The 22,790-nt window shown below is 58.5% G+C and carries 18 protein-coding genes and 1 pseudogene; 5 read left to right on the top strand and 14 right to left on the bottom strand.

Features of this window, described 5'->3' with window-relative positions; genetic code table 11:
• Positions 1-19: 19 nt before the first annotated feature.
• The 4 genes from ABID44_RS11530 to ABID44_RS11515 form a co-directional block, all read right to left on the bottom strand.
• The gene (locus tag ABID44_RS11530) at positions 20-628 is read right to left on the bottom strand and encodes a TetR/AcrR family transcriptional regulator (protein ID WP_354151863.1); all 609 of its coding nucleotides are present in this window, start codon (positions 626-628) and stop codon (positions 20-22) included.
• Positions 629-709: 81 nt separating this feature from the next.
• Positions 710-1,834: an ABC transporter permease gene (locus ABID44_RS11525; protein ID WP_354151862.1), complete on the bottom strand. Its 1,125-nt coding sequence runs from the start codon at positions 1,832-1,834 to the stop codon at positions 710-712.
• Position 1,835: 1 nt separating this feature from the next.
• Positions 1,836-4,568 carry a ribosome-associated ATPase/putative transporter RbbA gene (rbbA, locus tag ABID44_RS11520; RefSeq protein WP_354151861.1) on the bottom strand — a complete coding sequence of 911 codons (2,733 nt, stop codon included), beginning with the start codon at positions 4,566-4,568 and terminating at the stop codon, positions 1,836-1,838.
• Complete coding sequence (locus tag ABID44_RS11515; protein WP_240578814.1) at positions 4,565-5,593, bottom strand: HlyD family secretion protein; 1,029 nt, start codon at positions 5,591-5,593, stop codon at positions 4,565-4,567. Before ABID44_RS11515 ends, rbbA begins: the two co-directional genes overlap by 4 nt.
• 442 nt (positions 5,594-6,035) lie before the next feature.
• On the opposite strand from ABID44_RS11515, the gene ABID44_RS11510 reads away from it, so the two are divergent.
• The 3 genes from ABID44_RS11510 to ABID44_RS11500 all read left to right on the top strand — a co-directional run bounded on the left by ABID44_RS11510 (position 6,036) and on the right by ABID44_RS11500 (position 7,719).
• On the top strand, positions 6,036-6,920 hold the full coding sequence (locus ABID44_RS11510) for an MBL fold metallo-hydrolase (protein WP_354151860.1): 885 nt from the start codon (positions 6,036-6,038) through the stop codon (positions 6,918-6,920).
• Positions 6,920-7,234, top strand: coding sequence for an ArsR/SmtB family transcription factor (locus ABID44_RS11505; protein WP_378226826.1), 315 nt, complete (start codon positions 6,920-6,922; stop codon positions 7,232-7,234). The genes ABID44_RS11510 and ABID44_RS11505 overlap by 1 nt, the downstream gene beginning before the upstream one ends.
• Positions 7,235-7,392: 158 nt before the next feature.
• Positions 7,393-7,719: a protein tyrosine phosphatase family protein gene (locus ABID44_RS11500; protein ID WP_354151859.1), complete on the top strand. Its 327-nt coding sequence runs from the start codon at positions 7,393-7,395 to the stop codon at positions 7,717-7,719.
• A gap of 243 nt (positions 7,720-7,962) precedes the next feature.
• Here the strand turns inward: ABID44_RS11500 and tnpC are convergent, their stop codons facing one another.
• Positions 7,963-9,246, bottom strand: a complete 1,284-nt coding sequence (gene tnpC, locus ABID44_RS11495; protein ID WP_354151858.1) for an IS66 family transposase — start codon at positions 9,244-9,246, stop codon at positions 7,963-7,965.
• Positions 9,247-9,297: 51 nt separating this feature from the next.
• On the opposite strand from tnpC, the pseudogene ABID44_RS11490 reads away from it, so the two are divergent.
• Positions 9,298-10,923: pseudogene (locus tag ABID44_RS11490) on the top strand (SulP family inorganic anion transporter); the annotation flags it as partial.
• A 27-nt stretch (positions 10,924-10,950) separates the two neighbouring features.
• Here the strand turns inward: ABID44_RS11490 and ABID44_RS11485 are convergent.
• From ABID44_RS11485 to ABID44_RS11445, 9 genes are all read right to left on the bottom strand, one after another.
• Positions 10,951-11,430: a Ros/MucR family transcriptional regulator gene (locus ABID44_RS11485; protein WP_354151857.1), complete on the bottom strand. Its 480-nt coding sequence runs from the start codon at positions 11,428-11,430 to the stop codon at positions 10,951-10,953.
• A gap of 137 nt (positions 11,431-11,567) precedes the next feature.
• Complete coding sequence (locus ABID44_RS11480) at positions 11,568-12,623, bottom strand: 2,3-butanediol dehydrogenase (RefSeq protein ID WP_354151856.1); 1,056 nt, start codon at positions 12,621-12,623, stop codon at positions 11,568-11,570.
• 247 nt (positions 12,624-12,870) lie between these two features.
• On the bottom strand, positions 12,871-14,058 hold the full coding sequence (locus tag ABID44_RS11475) for an acetate/propionate family kinase (protein ID WP_354151855.1): 1,188 nt from the start codon (positions 14,056-14,058) through the stop codon (positions 12,871-12,873).
• Entirely contained in the window at positions 14,055-15,455 is a 1,401-nt protein-coding gene (locus ABID44_RS11470) for a bifunctional enoyl-CoA hydratase/phosphate acetyltransferase (protein ID WP_354151854.1), read from the bottom strand. Before ABID44_RS11470 ends, ABID44_RS11475 begins: the two co-directional genes overlap by 4 nt.
• A 7-nt stretch (positions 15,456-15,462) precedes the next feature.
• Positions 15,463-17,283 carry a PHA/PHB synthase family protein gene (locus ABID44_RS11465; protein ID WP_378226827.1) on the bottom strand — a complete coding sequence of 607 codons (1,821 nt, stop codon included), beginning with the start codon at positions 17,281-17,283 and terminating at the stop codon, positions 15,463-15,465.
• Between the two features lie 105 nt (positions 17,284-17,388).
• Positions 17,389-18,300, bottom strand: a complete 912-nt coding sequence (gene arcC / locus ABID44_RS11460; protein ID WP_354151853.1) for a carbamate kinase — start codon at positions 18,298-18,300, stop codon at positions 17,389-17,391.
• Position 18,301: 1 nt separating this feature from the next.
• A complete protein-coding gene (gene argF, locus ABID44_RS11455; protein ID WP_354151852.1) occupies positions 18,302-19,303 on the bottom strand; it encodes an ornithine carbamoyltransferase in 1,002 nt (333 codons plus the stop codon).
• Positions 19,304-19,316: 13 nt separating this feature from the next.
• Positions 19,317-20,543, bottom strand: a complete 1,227-nt coding sequence (arcA, locus tag ABID44_RS11450) for an arginine deiminase (RefSeq protein WP_354151851.1) — start codon at positions 20,541-20,543, stop codon at positions 19,317-19,319.
• Between the two features lie 11 nt (positions 20,544-20,554).
• The gene (locus ABID44_RS11445; protein WP_354151850.1) at positions 20,555-21,988 is read right to left on the bottom strand and encodes a YfcC family protein; all 1,434 of its coding nucleotides are present in this window, start codon (positions 21,986-21,988) and stop codon (positions 20,555-20,557) included.
• Positions 21,989-22,125: 137 nt separating this feature from the next.
• On the opposite strand from ABID44_RS11445, the gene ABID44_RS11440 reads away from it, so the two are divergent.
• Complete coding sequence (locus ABID44_RS11440; RefSeq protein ID WP_354151849.1) at positions 22,126-22,698, top strand: TetR/AcrR family transcriptional regulator; 573 nt, start codon at positions 22,126-22,128, stop codon at positions 22,696-22,698.
• The last annotated feature ends 92 nt before the right edge of the window (positions 22,699-22,790 follow it).

The raw sequence follows: 22,790 nt of genomic DNA, 5'->3' as shown, positions 1-22,790 counted from the left end.
CCTGTTTGCCGCGAATGGATCATTTTGCAGCCTCGATTGAGCGGCGATACAATGCGAACACCCCCGGCGCACTTTCACGGATACGTTTGACGTCACCCTCGATGTGCGATTGCATTGCAAGGCCTTGGATCATGCCGACGAAGAGGGTGGCCGCCGCCTTCTCATCCAGCGAAGCCGGCAACTGGCCACGTCTCTTGCCATCCATAAAAAGGCGGCCAAGGCGGTCGCCATAAACCTGGAGCAAGGTCCGCGCCATGCGTTTGGCCAGGGTCTGTTCGGTGCGCTGCAATTCTTCAAACAACATCCGCGGTACGCCAGGATGCTCCGCGATAAAATGGATATGAGCCATGAACGCAGCCTCAATGGCTTCAAGCGGAGAAGCGGCAATCGAGGTCGCCTTATCGATGCGTGCGAGCAAGCGCTCGGAAACCCATTCCATGACCGCCTGGAGAATGGCGTCCTTCGACGAGAAGTGCCGAAACAAGGCGCCCTGGGTCACGCCCATCCGCTTGGCGATAGCATCGGTTGTAATATCTGCAGGGTTTTGTTCTGCGGCGAGATCGACGACGGTCTCAACCGTCATTTCACGCCGCTCCTCCGCTGAAAGATAGGTCGGTCGGGCGATCATTGAAAACCTCAAAGATAGTAATTACTCACTACCTATCAGGCGAAACGATGCCTTGCAAGAGGGAAACGGTGTGGAATCTTCCTAGTTGGAGACGCTCAGCGAACGTCGAAAGAGCATCAGGCTGGCTGCGAAGAACGCTGCGCCGAGTCCGGCCATCAGCAGAAGTTGAGGCCAGACTGTTCCGATCCCTGCACCGCGAAAGGCGACGGCTTTGGCAAAAGCAAGGAAGTGGCGCGATGGGAGCGCCAGTGTCAGCCGCTGCACCAGCTCCGGCTGACTTTCCACTGCGCCCATTCCACCTGAAAGCATAATCACCGGAATGATGACCATGATGACGAGAAGCGCGAATTGCGCCATGCTGCGTGCGAGAGTGCCCAGAAGCATCCCGATGGCGGCAGCTGCCCAAAGATACACCGCAGCCCCTCCCACCAGCAGCGGCGCCGATCCGGCTACAGGCACATTCAGCAGTCCTTGCACGACAAAGAGCAGTGAGCCGATAAAGGCCACAAGCACTACGATCATTGTCGCGAGAACCTTCGACAAGGCTACCTCGGCGGGAGTAAGAGGCATCACCATCAGGTGCTCGATGGTTCCATGCTCGCGCTCTCGCAACATCGCTGCGCCAGTCAGCGCAATCGTCAGAAGCGATAACTGATTCAGCAGCGAAGACATCGATTTGAACCAGACCGGATTGCCATTCGGGTTGAAGGCGCGGCGCAGTTCCAGCTGCAAGTCTTCAGGCGGCGCCTCAGGAGTACCTGATAAAAAAGCGACGCTCTCTTCCTGAACAATGTTGCGGATGTAATCTGTACCGAGCTGCGCTTGCGAGACCGCCGTGGCGTCGGCAAGCAGTTGGACGACCGGTCCCTTGCCCAGAATCGTATCCGCCGCAAAATCGGGAGGAAAGGTCAGAATGAACATGATCTCCCCGCGATCCATTGCGGCAGAGGCCCGGTTTGCGGACAGGAAAATCGGCTCCTGAAACCAGGGCGGTATCAAAGCGGATGAAATCTGCCGGGTCAGGGGCGAGTGATCCTCGTCAACAATCGCGATGGATGCATTGCGCACCGTGTCGCCTGCTCCACTGGCCTCAAGCATGACGGCTACGACGAACGACCACAGGATCAGCACGACCATCACCGGATCGCCCAAGACACTCTTCAGCTCCTTGCCGATCAACCAGAAGACATTGGAGAGCCGTTCCATCTTAACGCTCCTGCTTGCGCAAGAGTGCGATTGCGATACCGGTAAAAAGAGGGCCAAAGACCGCCAGGCGCATCATAGCCCCGCTCAGATCGACAAGACCAAGCGCCTTGGTATAGCTGCCGACGCTGATCGCCATATACCAGGTTGTGGGCCAAAAGCTGCCGAGGAGACGAGCGGGTCCATCAAGCGATGACACCGGCGTCAGCATTCCCGAAAACTGCAGGGTCGGCATGACCGACAAGACGGTACTGGCAAAGACTGCGGTAACCTGGGTCGATGACATCATCGACACCATCAACCCAAACCCTGTCGCCGCAATAGCATAAACAAGTGTCGCCAGAAGCAGGACCATCGGGTTGCCACGAAGCGGGACGCCCAAAACCAGCACGACGAGTGCGGTCAGGATCGCAAAGTTCATGAGCGTGATGCCGATATAGACAAGCTGTTTGCCGATCAGGAATTCGGCTCGACCAGTGGGCGTGACGTAGAAGTTCGTGATCGTGCCGATCTCCTTTTCCCGTGCCACACTGACAGCCATCAGGATTGCAGGGAAAAGCAGGAGCAGGAGAGGCGGGATCGACGGCCCGATCGAGGGCAGGCTCTCCATCGTCGGATTATAGCTGAAGCGGGGGCTCAATTGCACTACGGGCGGGCGGTTCGTTACAGGCAGCCCGTTCGCCGTATCGGTCGAGGCCGCCATATGTGCGCCTGTCACATAGCTTTCAATGGTGCCGGCACGCCCAGTGTCCGCACCATCGATCATGGCAGCCACGTCTACCTTGCTGCCACGGCGCAGATCCGCCCCGAAGCCAGGTGGTATCTCTAGCGCCAAGGACAACTCACCGCGGGAAAGCCGCTCTTCCATCGACAGCGCATCACGAATAGGCGCATGAACCTCGAACCAGTTTGAGGCTTCGAAAGTCGAGAGATAGGCCCGGCTTTCAGGGGTTTGATCATGATCGAGCGCAGCAAATGGAATATCGCGCACCTCCTGCGAGATGCCGAACGACATGATCAACAACAGGAGCGCGCTTCCCAGAAAGGCGAAGGCCAGCCTGACCGGATCGCGCCGCACCTGCATCGTCTCGCGCGCAGTAAAGGCCAGGAGCCGGCGCAAGCTGAATCCGGAGGCATCACCAATATTGTCCGAGCTGGAGGCTAAGGTTGTGGTGGCGTCTGCCTCTGGTGGAAGTTCAGCCGCGATATAGTCGACGAATGCGTCTTCCAGCGACGCCGCACCGCTGCTTTCGACTATTCCGGCTGGGGTGTCCGTAACCAGAACCCTTCCGGCATGCATAAGCGAGATGCGATCGCAACGCATCGCCTCGTCCATGAAATGCGTCGAAATGAAGATTGTCACCCGGTCATTACGTGACAAATCCAGCAGCAGCCGCCAGAAGTCGTCTCGCGCCTGCGGATCGACGCCCGACGTTGGTTCGTCGAGGATCAGGATTTCTGGTGCGTGGATTACCGCAACAGCGAGTGAAAGACGTTGGCGCAAACCCAGAGGCAAGTCACCCGCTCGCTGATCCAGATATTCACGCAGCCCAAAGCGAGGCACCAGGTCAGCCAGGCGTTTGTCGGTCAGTTCTCGGCCGAGATGAAACAGCCGCGCATGCAAAAGCAGATTTTCGCGCACGCTCAACTCGCCATAAAGCGAGAAGGATTGAGACATGAAACCGACGCGTCGGCGCGCGTCCATTCCCTGGGCGTCAATAGGCCGGCCGAAAATCCAGGCCTCGCCTTCGCTCGCCGGCAAAAGGCCGGTCAGCATCTTCATCGTCGTGGTCTTTCCGCATCCATTGGATCCGAGAAAGCCGAAGATTTCACCACGTGTGATTTCGAAGTTCACTGAATCCACTGCGGTGAAGCTACCGAAGCGGCGGGTCAGCCCCTGCGCCCGAATTGCAATTTCTTTCGTTTCCGGATTTGGACTGTCCGGTAAAGGTTGACTGGTCGTTCTGGCTTTGCTCTCTGCTTCCGTGCTCGATAAGAGCCGAACATAGGCCTCATCCACCGAATTGGTTCCAGTCTGTGCCATCAGGGTTGCAGGGCTGGCCGAGGCCAGCACGCAACCGGCGTCCATTGCTACCAGATGATCGAACCGTGCGGCTTCCTCCATATAAGCCGTTGAAACAAGCACGCTCATTTGCGGCCGCTCTGCCCGGATCGTGTCGATCAGATCCCAGAACTGGCGCCGGGAAAGTGGATCGACGCCGGTTGTCGGTTCATCCAGCAGCAGGAAATCCGGATCATGAATCAGTGCAGAACACAGGCCGAGCTTCTGCTTCATGCCCCCCGAAAGCTTGGCAGCGGGGCGGTCGAGAAACGGATGCAATCCTGTTGCGCGGGTTAGCCTCTCAATGCGGTTAGCGCGTTCTGATCGGTTCAGTTCAAAAAGCTTCCCGAAAAAATCGAGATTCTCGCGCACGGACAGGTCGTGGTAGAGGTTTCGTCCAAGCCCTTGCGGCATATAGGCGATACGTCCCCCCATTGCCGCGCGGTGACGGGCATCATCCATGCTGCCGCCAAGGCAGGTGACGCTGCCTGCCTGCAATCGCTTGGCGCCGGCAATCAGCCCCATGAGCGTGGATTTCCCGACGCCATCCGGCCCTATAAGCCCTACCATCCGCGCTGCAGATATCGATAGCGATACCTCTTTTAGAGCCGCAACCGCTCCATAGCGGTGGTGCACATGCTCCAGCCGGGCTACGGGTTCGGGCGGCGTCTTCATGGCTGATCCGCTTCGCTGACTGAGGTGAGGTCAGCTAACGGTGGAGTCAACGCCTCTGGCCACTTGGGCAAACTGCCATCCGCGCCCGCCAGACGCACCCATGCGACACCACGCACGCCCGTTTTTACCTGTTCAATTCGCGCCATCACCAACTCAGAGGGAATGCGCACGCGGATGCGGAACATCAGATTTTCACGTTCGCTGAGTGTCTCGACTTGCTTGGGCGTGAATTGTGCCTGGGGCGAAACGAATACGACGCTGGCCGGTATTGACAGGTCGGGCATGATATCCGCGACAATCCTGGCTTCATCGCCGATCCTGACCCGTGGGGCATCGGAGGCAGGCAGGAAGAATTCCATGTACACATTTTCGAGGCTGACCAGCGTCAGGATCTTGCCGCCGCTTCCGACGATCTCGCCTACCTGTGCGAGCCGATAGAGCACCCGTGCCGGCCCATCGGCATAAAGTGTGGCATCCGCGATCCGTGCCGCGATCTCGTCTCGGGTAGCCGCTTCGGCTTCTACAGACCGCTCCTGGGCGCGAAGCGTCGCCTGGGTGGCGGCAAGTCCCGCTTCGGCTAGCTGGGTTTCAGTTTGACGGATTTCCAGGTTCGACCGCGAGATGACATCACGCGTACTCAATGTTTCCGCACGTGCCTGCTCGCCCTTGGCTAACGCCAGCCGCGCCTGGGCTTCCGCAACGCGAGCCTGGGCAACGCCGACCGCGGCTTCGGCACTGGCAACGGCCGCCGCTGCACGAGCGAATTGAGCGCGCAGTTCAGCCGTGTCCATCACAGCCAATGTGTCTCCTTTTGCCACCAGGTCGCCTTCCCGTACCCGGACCTCGGCAATGCGCCCGGCCAGCCGCGGCGATATGTCGATGAGATCGGCTTCGATCCTGCCATTGCCTCGAGAAAATCCATCGGGCGGCAGATCGGAGGGCTTGAACAGCACGCTCCAGGCCCCAAATCCCAAAAGCCCTGCAAGTGCGATGAGGACGATCGTGATAGAAATCCGGCGTGACATCAGCTCTGACTCCATGTGTTGATGACGGGTTGCGGTTCACGGTTGAACCATTTTCCAGGTCGCCGCCGTCATGGAGCCGCTCCAGAGCAAGAAGCGCGTTATCCCGGTGGCAATTGCCGCTTCGATGAGGCTGTTAGGGTCGAAGCGCGCTACGACAGTCAAATGCGGGTCAACCGCCAACACCCAATGTTGCACACGTGACAGATGGTGGACATGTGCGCATTTTGACCCTTTCATTTAATCAAAAAGATAGTAATTACTTACTCTAATTCGTATGAGCGAGTCTCGTCAACGGTGAATCGCCCGCGATCCGCAACGATCAACGACGGCTTCCGGCATTCAGGGAAAACGATTGCTGAACAATTATTGCAAAATTTCGAATGCGATATATTTATAATGATGGTTCCTATGAGCTCTCGAAAGGCAATGTGAGGATAGCTTCATGACACCCAAGCCCGAGGTCACCGGCTTCTACGATCAGCGCACGGGGTCGATCCAGTATGTCGTTGCCGATCCCGAGACGAGGACATGCGTCATCATCGACCCGGTGCTCGACTATGACGAGAAGTCAGCTGCGACGGCGACCGCCCATGCTGACACCATTCTCAAGTTCATCACCGGCCGGGGCTATGAGGTCGAATGGATTCTCGATACGCACCCCCACGCGGACCATTTCACGGCGGCTGCCTATCTCAAGGAGAAGACCGGTGCGCCGACGGCCATCGGCGAGAGAGTCATCGACGTCCAGAAGCTCTGGAAAGGGTTTTACAACTGGCCCGACTTTCGCGCCGACGGGTCGCAATGGGACAAGCTCTTCGCCAACGGCGAGACCTTTAAGGTCGGCAACATCCCAGCCAGCGTGATGTTCTCGCCCGGCCACACCCTGGCCTCGATCACCTATGTCATCGGTGATGCAGCCTTTGTCCATGATACGCTGTTCATGCCCGATTCAGGCACGGCCCGCGCCGATTTCCCCGGCGGCAGCGCCACGCAACTCTGGAAATCCATTCAGGACATCCTGGCACTGCCGGACGAGACCCGCATCTTCACCGGCCATGATTACCGGCCCGGCGGCCGCGAGCCTTTGTGGGAATCGACCGTCGCCGAGCAAAAGGCAAAAAACATCCATATGTCGGTCCACAAGACCGAAGCCGAATTCGTGGCCGCGCGCGAAGCCCGCGACAAGACGCTTCCCATGCCCAAGCTGATCCTGCACGCCCTGCAGATCAACACCAATGCCGGACGGCTTCCGGCACCCGAGGACAACGGCCGGCGCTATCTCAAGATCCCGATGAACCTGCTCGAAGGTGCCGCCTGGGGCGGTTGATGGGCATGATGCTGCTTTTGGATGAAGCTCAGGCACTCAAGGGGAAAGTGGGGGAAGCAACCGCCTTCCTCAAGAAGTTCTCCAACCCTGATCGGCTGCTGATCGCCTGCACCCTTATCGGGGGCGAACGCTCCGTGCGCGAGCTGGAAGATGGGCTCGGCATCCGCCAACCAGGGCTGTCCCAACAGCTTTCTGAACTACGTCGAGCAGGACTGATTACCGGGCGCAAGGAAGGCAAACAGGTCTTTTACCGGCTATCCGATCCGCGCATCGAATCTTTTATTCACATCATGCATCGCCTGTTTTGCCAGTAAGGCGTGACAGTGGGTGATGCTGAAAGGACACTCAGGATGAAGGTCTATCGTATCGAGATGGATTGCGGTTTGCACAGCCTGTGCCATCGCAAGACGATATGAGCGCAGGAAGATAACAAGCCATGTGGCCCTTTAACCTCTTTGGGCAACCTCGAAAAGTGCACATCAAGCTCAGGCATGAGCGGTTTGCCACAGCAAATCAGATCAGACCTGAAGATATCCCCATGTTGGCCGAGCAGGGTTATGCCGCCGTTATTTGTGTCAGGCCGGACAATGAACAGCCAAACCAACCGACTTTTGAAGAGATAGCTGGCGAAGCCAGAAAGCGTGGGATGAAGGCATTTTACATTCCGGTTTCTTCTGTTCCAACAGTCGACCAGGCGGAGCGCTTCAAGAAAGTAATGGCAACCATCGACGGGCCGGTCCTGGGTTATTGTCGTTCGGGGACCCGCGCCGCCATTCTTTATTCGTTACTCGAACGGTAACTTACCCCCCCAACCGTTCGAGCCGGGCGCGGCCGGCCTAGCCCAATTCCGGCCGCGCCCACCCTTTCCATCCGTTCGCCAGCGTTCAGTTGATGACCAAACTCTCGAAAATCTTTCCTGTTCTGCAATGGAGCAAGACATACGATGTCAGCACGCTGACTGGCGACCTCCTGGCGGCCGTTATCGTCACCGTCATGTTGATCCCGCAGTCACTGGGTAATTGCCCACGCCCCCGGCTGCACTTCAGGCGCTGACGGTCTGGAGGATGGTCTTGAAGGCGTTGGTTCCGGGGCGCAGACGAGCGGTGTCGACGACGGTGCGGATGTCGGCCTCGCCCTTTGCGGCCCACATGGCGCGATAGCCGTTGGTGACCTTGCGCTGGATGACGGCGGGTCGCAGTGCGCGCTCGCAGCCGTTGTTGGTTGCCTCGACCAAACCCGGCCAGAGGGCAAAGGTCAGAAGCTGATCGCGGGCCCGCCGGAACTTGTGCTGGACAGCGCGAGCGAACTCGCATGACGTGGCCGTGGCCAGGATATCGTCGAGACTTCGCTCCAGCGCACGGCGCTTGGCGGCAATGGTCGATGCGGCGAGTGTTTCGATACCATCGGCCAGGGCGAAGGCTCTTCGCAGCCAAAGCCTGAGCCGCGAGGGCAGAAAGTCGTCGCTCGCCTCGTCGGCGTAAGCAACGTCGCGGGCAAGATGGGCAAGGCACGTCTGGTGCGCGTCGGCATGTCCCTGTTGCGCCACGTAACGATCGGAGCACCAGACAGCGGGGCGGTGTCCGTCCATCAGCGTCCGGACCACGACGGCGCCGCGTGTCGGGGCCGCTTGATGGACCACCGCCTGCGAGCAGCGGAACACCCATTGATAGGCGTTGCTTCCTTCGATCCGGACACCGGTCTCGTCGGAGGCGACCACCTTCGCCTGTCGCAGCGCCAAGACCGCCTTGTCACGATCGGCCGCGAAGGTCGCTTGCGCCCGGCGCAGCATGTTCATCAGGCCACCCTGGCTGATGCGCAAGCCGAACAGGTCCGCAAACGCTCCCTGGAGCCGCTCGTAAGACATAGCCTGGAAGGTCTTGAGGTAGGTTGCCACCGCGTGCAGACGCGGCCCGAACGGCGTTCCCTTCGCCGCCTTCGGCACGGGCGCGATGACCAGCTTGCCGCATGACGGGCACTGAACCGACAGACGCCGATGGCGCTCGATCATCGGCTTGATCTCGGGAAGTTCGATCTTGTCATATTGGCTGACGGTCGTGGTGGGAAGATCGCCGGGCAGGCTGATGTGGCAGCAGGGGCATTGGTCGGGATGATGATCGACAACGCGATCGAAATCCTCACTCATCGTCCGGCTGTGACCTTCATGACCGGGCTTGGCGCCGCCTGGCCTGGCCTTCTCGCGGCGTTTCTTGCGATCGCTCGAAGGCGGCTTCGAAGACGTCCGTGACGTCTTCTCAGGACGCTGAATCCTCAGCACCAGATCAATCAGCTCGTCTTTCGTCAGCCGCTGCAAATCACCACGATCCATCCCGCCATCGATTCAGAAATTCACGTCGCTGACAAGGGGTGGGCAATTACGTCACTGGCTTATGCCATGCTTGCCGGCTTGCCGGCGGAAATCGGGCTCTATGCCTCGATCCTGCCACTGGTCGCTTATGCGATTTTTGGGACCAGCCGGACGCTTGCGGTGGGGCCTGTCGCCATCGTCTCACTCATGACCGCCTCCGCAGTCGGTGAATTCGCGGCCGGAGGAACGCTTGATTATCTGACCGCTGCCACCGTGCTCGCTCTACTCTCCGGCGGCATGCTGGTGCTCATGGGGATCTTTCGACTCGGCTTTCTGGCCAATTTCCTGTCGCACCCGGTGATCTCGGGTTTCATCACTGCATCCGGTCTGTTGATCGCCGCCAGCCAGCTTCGGCATATCCTCGGTGTGCCAGGCGGTGGCAACACTGTTCCTGAGATTGTTGGGCCCCTTTCTGGTCAACTCACGGCGATTAACCCAGTAACGTTTGCCATCGGTACCGGCGTTTTGTCTTTTCTGTTTTTTGCCCGCAAGCATCTGAAGCCCCTGCTGGTTGCGATCCGCATTCCGGTGCGTCCTGCCGACATGATGACGAAGGCCGCGCCGATACTCGCGGTTGGCGTGACAGTCGCGCTTGCCACCGGCCTCAATCTCGGCGCACGGGGCGTCGCCCTTGTCGGCGAGATCCCGCAGGGCCTGCCGACGTTCGGCGTGCCTGCTTTTTCCGTCGACCTCGTCTCCGCCTTGCTGGTCCCGGCATTCCTGATTTCGGTGGTTGGCTTCGTCGAATCCGTCTCGGTCGGGCAGACGCTCGCCGCTAAGCGCCGCCAGCGGATCGATCCCGACCAGGAGCTGATCGGCCTCGGCGCGGCCAATATCGCCGCCGGTCTTTCATCCGGCTATCCGGTCACTGGTGGCTTCGCCCGCTCGGTGGTCAATTTCGATGCCGGCGCGCAAACACCGGCCGCCGGTGTGTTCACCGCCATCGGCATCGCGCTCGCCGCCCTGTTCCTGACCCCCTTACTGGCGAGCCTGCCGCAGGCAACGCTCGCGGCTACGATCATTGTCGCGGTGCTTTCACTGGTAGATTTTGGAGCCGTTCGTCGGGTATTTGCCTATTCGAAATCCGACTTTGCTGCCATGGCCGCCACGATCCTCGTCACGCTCGGATGGGGTGTAGAACTTGGTGTCATCGCCGGCGTCGCGCTTTCGCTATTGCTGCATCTTTACCGGACCAGCAAGCCGCACATCGCCATTGTCGGTCAGGTGCCTGGCACAGAGCATTACCGGAATGTCGAACGGCATCCTGTCCTCACCGCCCCGGAACTCCTGTCGATCCGAGTAGATGAAAGCCTCTATTTTGCTAACTCGCGCTTCCTCGAGGACACGATCGCGGCATATATCGCCGAGCGGCCGGACGTGCGGCATGTCATTCTGATGTGCTCGGCCGTCAATGCCATCGATGCATCCGCGCTCGAAAGCCTGGAGGAAATCAATCGCCGCCTCACCGACGCAGGCATTGGCTTTCATCTCTCGGAGGTGAAAGGCCCAGTAATGGATCGGCTGGAAATCACGCGATTCCTTCAGCATCTCAACGGAAACGTCTTCCTCAGCCAGCATGAGGCGGTCAATACGTTGACGTCCGGAGGTCTGCCGGCGATGTCCGTTCCAAAGCCATGAGCGGACAAGAAGCTACCCGCTCTGCTATCAAGTGAACTTCAGCCCAATCTTCTTGCGACTCGCAGGTGCCACGGTCTTCGCTGACTCTTTAGAGGACGTGCGCTTGCGGCCGAGGCCCATAGTTTTCGCCATTACCGATCGTTCGTTCGAATAACTGGGCGAGACCATCGGATAATCCGCCGGTAGGTTCCACTTCTGCCGGTATTCGTCCGGTGTAAGGTTATGATGTGTTGCCAAATGACGCTTCAGGGACTTGAATTTCTTGCCGTCCTCTAGGCAGATCAGAAAATCCGGGGTTACCGATTTGCGGGCGGGTACGGCCGGCAAAGCCTTTTCCTGCACCTCCAATTGGGGAGTAGACCGAAGTCCGTTTATCGCTGCGTGGACATCCGCGATAAGACCGGGAAGCTCGGCAACTGGAACCGGATTATGGCTGACATAAGCCGAGACGACATCAATCGTAAGATTGATGATTTCATTTTCAGCGACGGTGGTTAAATCGGTCATTTCTCGATCCGGATGATGTTTAATTCAGAGAGATCACAGTAATTCTCAAGGTTGTAGTATAGACTGTACGCTTGATCTTATCAGATAGCCGAAAAGACGTGGCATACGCCACGCCCTGCCTTCCTGATGTGGCTTTGTTATTCGGGTGCGCGCACCAGAATCTTGATTTGACTTTTCTCGGCGACCAGCGTCTCAAATCCTTCCGGCACGATATCATCAAGCTCAATACGTTTGGTGACCAGGCGCTCAGCAGAAAAATAACCCTGAACCATCAAATCCATCACCGCCGGGAAGACGTCACGATAAGCGATCGTGCCTTTTAGATTGCGCTCTTTGAGAACCACCGTGTTCGGCTGCACTGCAGCTTCCTTTTCCCAAATCGAGACGATGATCGTTTCTCCTTCGTAACGGGTTGCGTCGATACATTGCTGGAGCACCGAAGGAACGCCGGTAACCTCGAATGCGACATCTACCCCACCGTCGATGAAATCTCTGATGCGCTGAACGGCATCTTCCTTCGACGGATCGATGACGCTGGTTGCGCCCAATTCAAGGGCTTTCGCCGCACGCTGCTCGGATAATTCGACCACGTGAATCATCCGTGCTCCCGCAACTTTCAGTGCTTCGACGACCAGCAGGCCAATTGGACCCGCTCCGAAGACGGCAGCGGTCCCTCCTGGCTTGAAGCTCGACACGCGAACGGCATGCAAGGCAACTGCCGCCGGTTCCACCAAGGCACCTTGTTCGAAGCTCAATCCCTCCGGCATTTTATGAACCCAGCGTTCCCCAACGACCGTATGGGCCGAGAACCCGCCACCTCCACCGGAAAGGCCATGGAAGCCCAGGCTATCGCAAAGATTGTACTTGCCGTGTCTACATGCATCACAATGGCCACAGGCCAGGATCGGCTCGACGACGACGCGATCACCCGCCTTGAGACGGGTGACGCCATCACCGACCGCTGCGACCTCGCCTGAAAATTCATGCCCCATGACAATGGGTGCGACCTCGTGGCTGACGGGATGGGGCGAGCCCACCGGAATAAATATCGGTCCAGCCACATATTCGTGAAGATCGCTTCCGCAGATGCCAGTCCACTTGACCTTGATCTTCACCTGCCCAGGCCCTGGCGTAGGCTCTGCCACGTCTTCGACACGAATGTCATTGGCCTTGTACCACAACGCTGCCTTCATGGGATCTTCCTTTCATTCAACCTGAACATGGCCAAACAAGGCCTGCTCAAACTCCGACGAGATATGCTTGGTTTTACATCGTGATAAGTTTGAGGTATTTTATAACCCTCATGGCAGACAAATCCTTGATGCAACTCAACGGGCGTCCATCTCCCTGGATGTCTGCAAGCATTCATCGCGTTGCCGTGCGAGACCTGCTCGCGGATATGAGGCGCAGGAGCTTTCGACGGAGGCCTGAAAATAGCGCTCAGCAAAGCTCGCTCCCAAGCACGTGATGTGCTTCATCCGCAATGACCTGCTCTTCATCCGTAGGGACAACCAAAACTGCTATTCGGCTGGCGGGGCTGCTGATCACGGCTGCGTTCACCGCATTCGCAGCCGGGTCAAGATCAACCCCAAGCCACATCAGGTGGGCGCAAACGTCAGCCCTGATCGAGGGTTGGTTTTCGCCGACACCGGCCGTGAAAACCAGTGCATCAATACCCCCAAGCGTTGTAGCAAGCCGCGCGACCTCACCCGCGATACGAAATGTGAAAAGCTCAATCGCTTCCCGCGCCTCCGGCTCCTCGCTTTGGAGGAGTTCGCGACTGTCGGCGCTAAGGCCAGAAACGCCGAGAAGGCCGGAACGATGATAAAGCACGTCCGCCAGTTGCGCGGGTGTCTGCTGCTCCACCTCGAGCATGTGTAGTAGAACGCCAGGGTCAAGCGCGCCGCACCGGGTCGCCATGGGAATGCCATCAAGTGTCGAAAATCCCATGCTGGTATCCCTGCTTTTGCCTCCTTCGATTGCGCAAAGGCTTGCGCCACTGCCGAGATGTGCGATGACCACCTTGCCGGCGGCAATTTCGGGCGTGCGACGCGTCAGTTCGGTGGCGATGGATTTGTACGACAGGCCATGAAACCCGTAACGCTTGATGCCTCTATCGTGCATACCGCGAGGGATGGCAAACCGGCGGACAACTGCCGCATTGGTGCGGTGAAACGCGGTGTCGAAGGACGCGGCTTGCGGCAGATCAGGTCGGATTTCGCGTACAGCCTGAATCAGGCCTAAACTCTGCGGCTGATGCAGGGGAGCAAAGGGCGTTAGCGCCTCGATCACACCAATCGTGCTGTGATCAAGCAGCGTCGGCCCTGCGAACCAATCACCGCCATGCACAACCCGGTGCCCGATTGCCGCGATCCGGCCGATGTCAACATGGCTCGACAAGCAGGAAAAGGTTTTGGAAAGGATTTTGAAGAGGTCATCACCGGGATTGGCTTCGAGTTCGAAATCAATCCGGTCGGCCCCCTCTCCCAGGTAAAATGTCAGCGGATCCCTATGAAAATCGATTGTTCCGCGTGTTATTTTGACCGGCCCATTTGCGTCGATCCGGAAGACTCCGATCTTCACGCTCGAAGAGCCGGCATTAAATGAAAGAAGAGTGGCGTCGGTCACGACAACAGCCCCTCTATCGGCTGGGAGGCGGCAACCAGCTTTGCCAACGCAGCCGATGCGATGCGTGCCGAGAGTGGATCCGACCGACTGTTCAATACGATAGGGACACGGGCGCCCAGCACGAGCCCGGCGGCGGTGGCGCCCGCAAAATAGATCAACTGTTTTGCCAGCATATTTCCGGCTTCAAGGTCCGGCACGAGCAGAATGTCGGCTTGCCCTGCCACGGACGAGGCGATGCCTTTCGTTCGGGCGGCGTCGAGATTGATGGCATTGTCGAAGGCGAGCGGGCCATCGACATCTGCACCAGTGATCTGGCCGCGGGCGGCCATGACCGTCAAGGCTGCCGCGTCAAGGGTCGCCGGCATTTTGGCGTTGACGGTCTCGACGGCCGCCAGAACCGCAACGCGCGGCCTTTCTTTCCCCAGCAAGCGCATCAAATCGATGGCATTCTGACAGATATCCCGTTTGTGCTCCAATGACGGCTGGATGTTGATGGCAGCGTCGGTCACGATAAGAGGCTTATCGTAGGCGGGCACGTCCATCGCATAGATATGACTGATGCGCCGTTCGGTCCTGAGCCCGGAGCCCTGCGCAATAACCGCACCCAGCAATTCGTCCGTGTGCAGACTACCCTTGACCAGCACCGACACCTTCCCTGTCACCGCGAGTTCGACAGCTCGCGCGGCGGCGGCATGGCTGTGCTCTACCGGCTCGATCGCCAAACCATCGAGCGATATCTGTGTGGCTTGTGCCGCTGCCCGGATCTTGGCTTCTGGTCCGACAAGAATCGGATTGAGCAGCCCCTCATTTCGAGCTTCCAATGCCCCCATAATTGCGGAGGCCGAGCAAGGATGGACAATTGCAGCGCAGACCGGCTGGGCGGCACGCGCTTTCTTGATAAAGGCATCGAAGCGATCGTGCCGCCTTAACGTCACATCAGGCAGGCGCATCCGCGACCACTCAACATTGTGCTCTGGCGCAACAACCGTCGCTACGCCCCGGAGCACCTCTTCATTACGTTGGTTGGTGCAAACCGTGTCAAGTATCACGATACTCTTTTGAGCCTGCTTTTCCTTAACGGTCACCGTTGCAGTGACCGTATCTCCCAATGCGACGGGCTTGATGAATTGCAAGTCCTGACCGAGATAGATGGTTCCAGGGCCGGGAAGCTTGGTGCCCAGAACGGCTGAGATCAATGCGGCCGTCCACATGCCGTGAGCAACGACATGACCGAATTGAGTTGTTGCAGCAAATGCACCATCAAGATGAGCAGGATTGACATCTCCGGATACCGCCGCGAACAGGTCAAGATCATCACGCGCTACCAAGCGCTGGATAGAAGCGGTATCGCCAGGCTGAAGCTGATCGAATGTTCTGTTCCGAAGAAAATCGTCCATCGTCAGCTCATCTTTGCAAAACATATGTGCCTGGCGCATCTTCGATCGGCTTGTAACCTTTCTCCGCAGCACCCGGAGCAGCGGGTGGAGACACACGTTCAGTGGTGGAATTCGCGGTCAGCCAATCGACCCATTCTTCCCACCAGGAACCCTGCTTTGCCTCTGCATACTCAGCCCATTCATCCGCGCTTCGGCAAAAATCGGCGGCTCGTTTGACGGCGATGCGATAGTGGCGACGAGGCCTGCCGGGTTCACTGACGATCCCTGCATTGTGGCCGCCACTTGCCAGAACAAAGGTGATATCGGCATCGCTTAGATAGTGGATCTTGTAGACTGAACGCCATGGCGCCACATGATCGCGCTCCGTGCCGACGACAAAGATCGGGATATGAATGTTCTGAAGTGCCGCGGGGCGCCCGTCCACCATGAACCGTCCGGCGGCCAATTCGTTATCCAGGTAGAGCCGCTGTAGATATTCGGTATGCATACGGTAGGGCATACGCGTGGAATCGGCGTTCCACGCCATCAGGTCGATCATCTCGGTGCGCTCGCCCATAAGGTACTCTCGTATCAGCCGCGACCAGATGAGGTCGTTTGAGCGCAGAAGCTGAAAGGCGCCGGCCATCTGATCAGCAGATAGATAGCCGCGGTTCCACATCATGCTTTCGAGGAAATGCATCTGGCTATGGTCGATGAACAGCGCCAATTCACCAGGCTCGGTGAAGTCGGTCTGCGCGCCAAGCAAGGTGAGTGACGCCAGCCGCTCATCCCTGCGGCACGCCATGGATGCTGCGGCAATTGCCAGTAGGGTGCCCCCGAGACAATAGCCCGTCGCATGTATCTTCTGATCCGGAATGATGGCGTTGATCGCATCGAGCGCAGCCATGATCCCCTGACGCCGATAATCGTCCATCGACAGTTCCCGATCTTCAGCAGTCGGGTTGCGCCATGAAATGCAAAAGACGGTGTGGCCCTTGCCTACCAGATATCGGATCAGTGAGTTCTGCGGCGACAGGTCGAGGATATAATATTTCATGATCCAGGCCGGCACGATCAGCACCGGCTCCGCCACCACCGCATCCGTCGCCGGTGCATACTGGATCAGTTCAATAAGGTCGTTGCGATACACGACCTTTCCGGGCGTGACCGCAACGTCCTTGCCGACAATGTAATTCTCAGTCCCAACGGGCATTTGACCCGTCGCGATACGGCTGACGTCTTCCGCCCAGTTCTGCAGACCATGCACAAAATTCATGCCGCCTGTTTTGATGGTTTTATCCAGCACTTCCGGGTTGGTGAATGGATTGTTGGCGGGCGAAAGCATATCGAGAAATTGCCGGGCGCCGAATGAAACCATATCCTCATGATGTGGAGTGACACCGGGAACGGAATGCGTGCTGTTATGCCACCACTGCTGGTGGAGAAGAAAGGCTTGGGCCCAGAGTTTGAAGGGCTGCCTTTTCCATTCTTCGCCAATAAAGCGCCGGTCTCCAGGAAGCGGTTCGACGCAAGCAGGTGTTTCGGGATCAATGCTTGCGGTCATGGCATAAGACAGCAGCCGAGCTGCCTTCTGATTGGCCTTGATCGCCAGCTCCATTTGCTTGCCGGGCGCGGAGGCGAGATGTATCGACCAGTCAAATAGTGCAAGTCCGAGCGCGGCAGGCGAGATTCCGCCGTTCGACCTGGCGCGAAATGCCGACCACGTGCGATCAATCGCCTTGAAGCCCTCATCGCCGATCATCTTATCGATCAGAACCGGCGGAATAGGCCTGACGTCCTTGATGCCGCTTTGCTGAGCCGGTCGGGTTGTTCTGGTTTTCTCTCGCATTTCAAAGAACTCCATAGTTCGTGGACGGAGCCGATGGCTGGCATCCATGCACGCTTCGATCTGTCAACCGATCCGGTTGTGGCCACCACTCGCGCCGTGATAGGATCAAATCTGTCGTATGACGGTTCCTTTTCTGCCTTCCAGGATCTCGCGCGCGTCTTCAAGTCGCCCTATCCCGGCGGTGCGACCTTTGACCGATGCAAAAGCGCAGGCCGCCTCTACCTTCGGCTCCATCGAGCCGGCTGCGAACGACTGTGCAGAGAGATCGCCTGGGGTTGAGTGTCGGATCGGCTTTTGCTGTTGTGTTCCCCAGTTTGCATATACGGCATCGACGTCGGTCAGCATGAGGAAGGCGTCAGCTGTAAGTTGCTCTGCAAGCAGACCGGCGGCACGATCCTTGTCGATCACTGCCTCGACGCCTTCAAGATCGTCATCGATGTTGCGGATAACGGGGATGCCGCCGCCTCCGGCGCAAACAACCACGACGCTCTGATCAACCAGCAGCCGGATCGCCTCGATCTGGGTGATGCGACGTGGCAAGGGCGACGGCACGACCCGGCGCCATTTGCCTTTCGCCTCCTCGACCAGCGGCCAGCCATGGATTTTCCGCACGCCAGCCGCCTCGGCATCATCGTAGACGGGGCCTATCGGCTTCTCCGGCCGGGAGAAAGCGGGGTCGTTTCCATCCACCTCGATCTGGGTCAGCAACGTGGCGATTTTCGTGTTCGGCGGAAGCGCATTGGTTAACTCTTGCTCGACGAGGTAGCCAATCATGCCAACGCTTTCGGCGCCGAGTATATCGAGTGGATAGGGTGCGACGTCGGTGTAAGCGGCTGCTTGTAGGGCCAGCAGCCCGACCTGGGGCCCATTGCCATGGGCGACGACGATATCATGATGGCGAGCAAGGTCGGCGAGCGCCACTGCCGCCTTGCGTACGTTGGTGCGCTGAACCTCGGCCGTCATCGGCTCACCGCGTTTGAGCAGGGCATTTCCACCGAGTGCGACAACAACTCTCATCTTATGCACCCAACGTCGCGACCAGCACCGCCTTGATGGTATGCATGCGGTTTTCCGCCTGGTCGAAGACGATCGAAGCTTCCGATTCGAACACCTCCTCGGTGACCTCCATGCCGTCGATGCCGTACTGCTGAAAGATCTTCTCGCCGACCTCGGTTTCGCGATTATGGAATGCCGGCAGGCAGTGCATGAATTTGGCGTGGGGATTGCCGGTGCCAAGCATGATTTCGGAGGTGACGCGATAAGGCGTTAGAAGTTTGATCCGTTCCTGCCATACCGAATCCGGTTCGCCCATCGAAACCCACACGTCGGTATAGACAAAATCGCAGCCTCGCGCAGCCTCCAGTGGGTCTTCCGTCAATGTGATGGTGGCGCCTGTCTTATCAGCTATCCTTCGACTTTCCTCCACCAGCGCAGGATCCGGCCAGCATGCCTTGGGCGCCCCGAGCCGCACGTCCATCCCGATCAGGGCAGCACCTGTCAGCAGCGAATTACCCATATTGTTGCCGGCGTCACCCAGGAAGCAGAAGGCAATCTGTGACAGATGCTTGCGAGTGTATTCCCGCATGGTCAGGAAGTCGGCGAGAATTTGAGTCGGATGGAATTCGTCGGTCAGGCCATTATAGACTGGCACTCCCGCCCATGTTGCCAATGTCTCAGCCTGGTCCTGGCCAAAACCTCGATATTCTATACCGTCATAGAGCCGGCCAAGAACACGGGCGGTGTCCTTCATCGATTCTTTCTTGCCGATCTGGGTACCGGTCGGCCCGAGATAGGTGACATGCGCGCCCTGGTCATAGGCCGCCACTTCGAAGCCGGTGCGGGTGCGGGTGGAATCCTTATCGAAGATCAGCGCAATGTTCTTGCCCTTCAGCCGCGGCTCCTCATAGCCACCATATTTGGCCTGCTTGAGCGAGGCCGAAAGCCTCAGCAGGAAGCGGATGTCGTCCGGCGAGAAATCCAGCAGCTTGAGGACGCTGCGGCCCTTGAGATTGATAGCCAAGGCGTCACCTCCTTCACACTGGATCCCGGACCAATGGACAGGTCATGCAGTGGCCGCCGCCGCGCCCGCGCCCAAGTTCGGCGCCCGGCACTGTGATGACTTCCACGCCCGCCTTGCGCAGTTGCGTGTTGGTGTAGGTGTTGCGGTCGTAGCCGACGACCACGCCGGGCTCGAGCGCCACGACGTTGTTGCCGTCATCCCATTGCTCGCGCTCGGCGACATAGGCATCACCACCCGTGGGAACAATGCGCAGTTTGGGCAACCCCATGGCTTCGGCAACCACCTCGGTGAGATGCCCGGTCTCTTCGCGTACGTCGATTTGCCAATCCTGCTTACCCGGCCGCAACGAATAGGCCGTGATGCGGTCCACGACCTCCGAAAACAGTGTGACGAGGTCACGGTCGCAGAAGGTAAAGACCGTATCCAGGTGCATCGACGCCCGTTCAACCGGCAGTCTGCAGGCGATGACACGCTCTGCGGCCCCTTGTGCAAACAGTGCACGGGCAAGCTGGCCAACGGCCTGAGGCGTCGTGCGCTCACCCATGCCGACGAGCACCACGCCGTTGCCGAGCGGCATGACATCACCGCCTTCCAGGGTCGCCAGCCCGTAGTCATTCTCAGGATCGCCCCACCATACGGAGAAATCGGCATCGCGAAAATCAGGATGGAAGCGGTAGATGGCCGCAATATTGACTGTTTCCAGCTTGCGCGCATTCCATCGCATGGGGTTGAGCGTCACCCCGCCGTAGATCCAGCATGTGGTGTCGCGGGTGAAAAGATGGTTCGGCAGCGGGGGCAGGATAAAATCTTCAGGCCGCAATGCAGGCACCAGCACACCTTTCGGTTGGATGGTCAGTTCCGCTTTGCTCATGCCGCCCATGAGGATGAGCGACAGCGCGTCGGCATCGGCCTCCATCAGCATGGTCTTCAGGTCGTCGGCGAGTCCGACCCCGACCGTGTTCTCATTGATGCGCCGCTCAAGCAGCCAGCGGCGTGCTTCCATATCCTGCATCGTCTCGGCGAGGGTCTCGCGCAGGAAAACCACCTCTGCCCCGCGATAGCGGATGGCGTCGACGAAGGTCATGTGCTCGACACGAGCCTGCTTGACCCAGATGACGTCGTCGAACAGCAGTTCGTGACAATTTGACGGGGTCAGGCGAGCAAGCGCCGCTCCGGGACGGTCAACGAGTACCCGCCTGAGCTTGCCCACTTCCGAATGCACACCATAAGTAATCGACACGGTCTTCTCCTTCAGGCAATCATTGTAGCGACGCTGAGGCTCGCCATGATGATGACGGTAAGAATGACAAGCAGCGGCCACACGAAACGCAGCCAGCGCTCATAAGGCACTCGCCCGATAGCAAGCGCCCCCATAACCACCGCAAAGGTGGGATTGATGAGGTTCACCAGGCCGTTGGCTGACTGATAGGCGGTGACGACAAGGTCGCGCCCGACGCTGGCAAAATCCGCGACCGGAGCCATAATGGGCATGGACAGCACGGCAAGGCCTGACGAGGACGGCACGAAGAACGAGAGCAGCACCTCGATCCAGTAGATCACGTTAATGAACACGATCTCGGAGAGACCGGAAACCGATACCTCGGCCCAATGCAGGATCGTGTCGGTAATCTTGCCGGCATCCATAACCACGACGATACCGCGGGCAAGGCCAATGATCAGCGCCACGCCGAGCAGGTCGCGCGCACCGTTCAGGAACGCGTCTACGAACTTTTCCTCTCCAGGCCGGGAGATCACGCCCACCAGGATGGCTGAGGCGAGGAACAGGCCGCTCATCTCGCCCATCCACCAGCCACCCTTCAATACGCCCCAGATCATGACGACGAAGGTGAGACCGAAGATGGCCAGCACGATCTTGTGCAGGGTGGTAAATTCCCGTGCGACATCCTGGTGAGCCGAAAGGAAATGCGCCTCGTTTTCTTCCTTGCGGTCGTATACAAGCGACTGCTTTGGGTCGGCCCGAACCCGTTCGGCATAGCGCATCACGTAGATCACGCAGGCGAGCCACGTCAGGCCGAGGATGACGAAGCGCAGCACTATGCCTTGGGTGAATGGGACGCCTGCGGCGTCGGAAGCGATGACGGTGGCAAACGCATTAACCGTCGAACCGAGCACGCCGACGCCCGCGCCAAGCAGGATGATCGCCACGGCCGTGACAGCGTCATAGCCGGCCGCGATCATGATAGGTAGAAGCAGCACGTAAAAGGCAAGTGTCTCCTCGGCCATGCCGTAGGTGGTGCCGCCGAAGGCAAAGACCGCCATCAGCACCGGGATCATCCATTTCTCGCGACCCTTGAGCGCCCTCATCGAACTGGCAATGCCGGCATCTATGGCGCCGCTCGCCGCAACGACGCCGATAAAGCCGCCGATGATCAGAACGAACAGAGCTACATCGATGGCGTTGGCCTGATTGGTGGCCGGATCATAAAGGCCGCCGATCGGCGCCATGATGATGTCGAAGATACCCTGCGGATTGGGTTCGGTAACCTGGTAGGTGCCGGCAACCGGAACGTCGCGATCGAGCGCAGCGTTATGAATGCGTTGATACTGACCGGCGGGAATGATCCAGGTCAGCGCCGCGACGAGAATGATTAGTCCAAAAAGAATGGTGAAGGCAGTGGGGAAGCGTAATGATTTCCGTTCTGCGGTTTTCGATGCGTCGTTCACGGCGCTCTCCGTGTCTGGCGGAATCTTTTATGGCTAACCGAGGTCGTTCAAATTACAAACGCATGGTCGTTTAAACCTTGCCACGAAGCTGCCTGATCGTTAGGTAGTAGTCAATCACTATCTTTAGGAGCAACGTAATGATCTCCCGATCAGCCTATCTTCCAGCGGAGGAGCGGCGCGAAATAACCGTCGAGACCGTCATAGAACTCGCGGCCGAACAGAACCCGGCCGATATCACGACCGGAGCGATCGCCAAGCGGATGGGGGTGACCCAGGGCGCGCTGTTCAGACACTTTCCTTCAAAAGACGCGATCCTTCAGGCAGTGATGGAATGGGTTTCCGACCGGCTGCTGGCTCGCATTGAAAAGGCGACTTCGAGAGCTGCTTCTCCTCTCGGCGCGCTGGAGGCAGCGTTCATGGCGCATATTGATTTTATTACTGAACATCCCGGCGTGCCCAGGATGCTGTTTGGAGAACTGCAGCGCGCTGAGCAAACGGTAGCCAAACAGATGGCCCAAACCTTGATCCAGCGGTATGGAGAGCGCCTCTGTCTTCTCATCGCGGATGGCAAGAAACGCGGTGAAATGGCTGCCGGGTTGGATGAAAAGGCCGCTGTCATACTTTTCATCGGCACCATCCAGGGGCTCGTGATGCAGGCTCTTCTTGCCGGCGACGTCAAGCGTATCCGCGCCAATGCCCCGGGGGTGTGAGGTGGTCCCGGTTTCCGAGACAGGGGCATAAGGTGGATCGACCGATGAAAAGGACGATCCAGCATGAAGACACGCAGACGGTTCTCGGCCGA

It is taken from the genome of Aquamicrobium ahrensii, from assembly GCF_040545755.1.
Lineage (GTDB): Bacteria > Pseudomonadota > Alphaproteobacteria > Rhizobiales > Rhizobiaceae > Mesorhizobium > Mesorhizobium ahrensii.
Note: the sequence above shows the minus strand (reverse complement) of the source record. Positions and strands in the feature narration are given on the sequence as shown.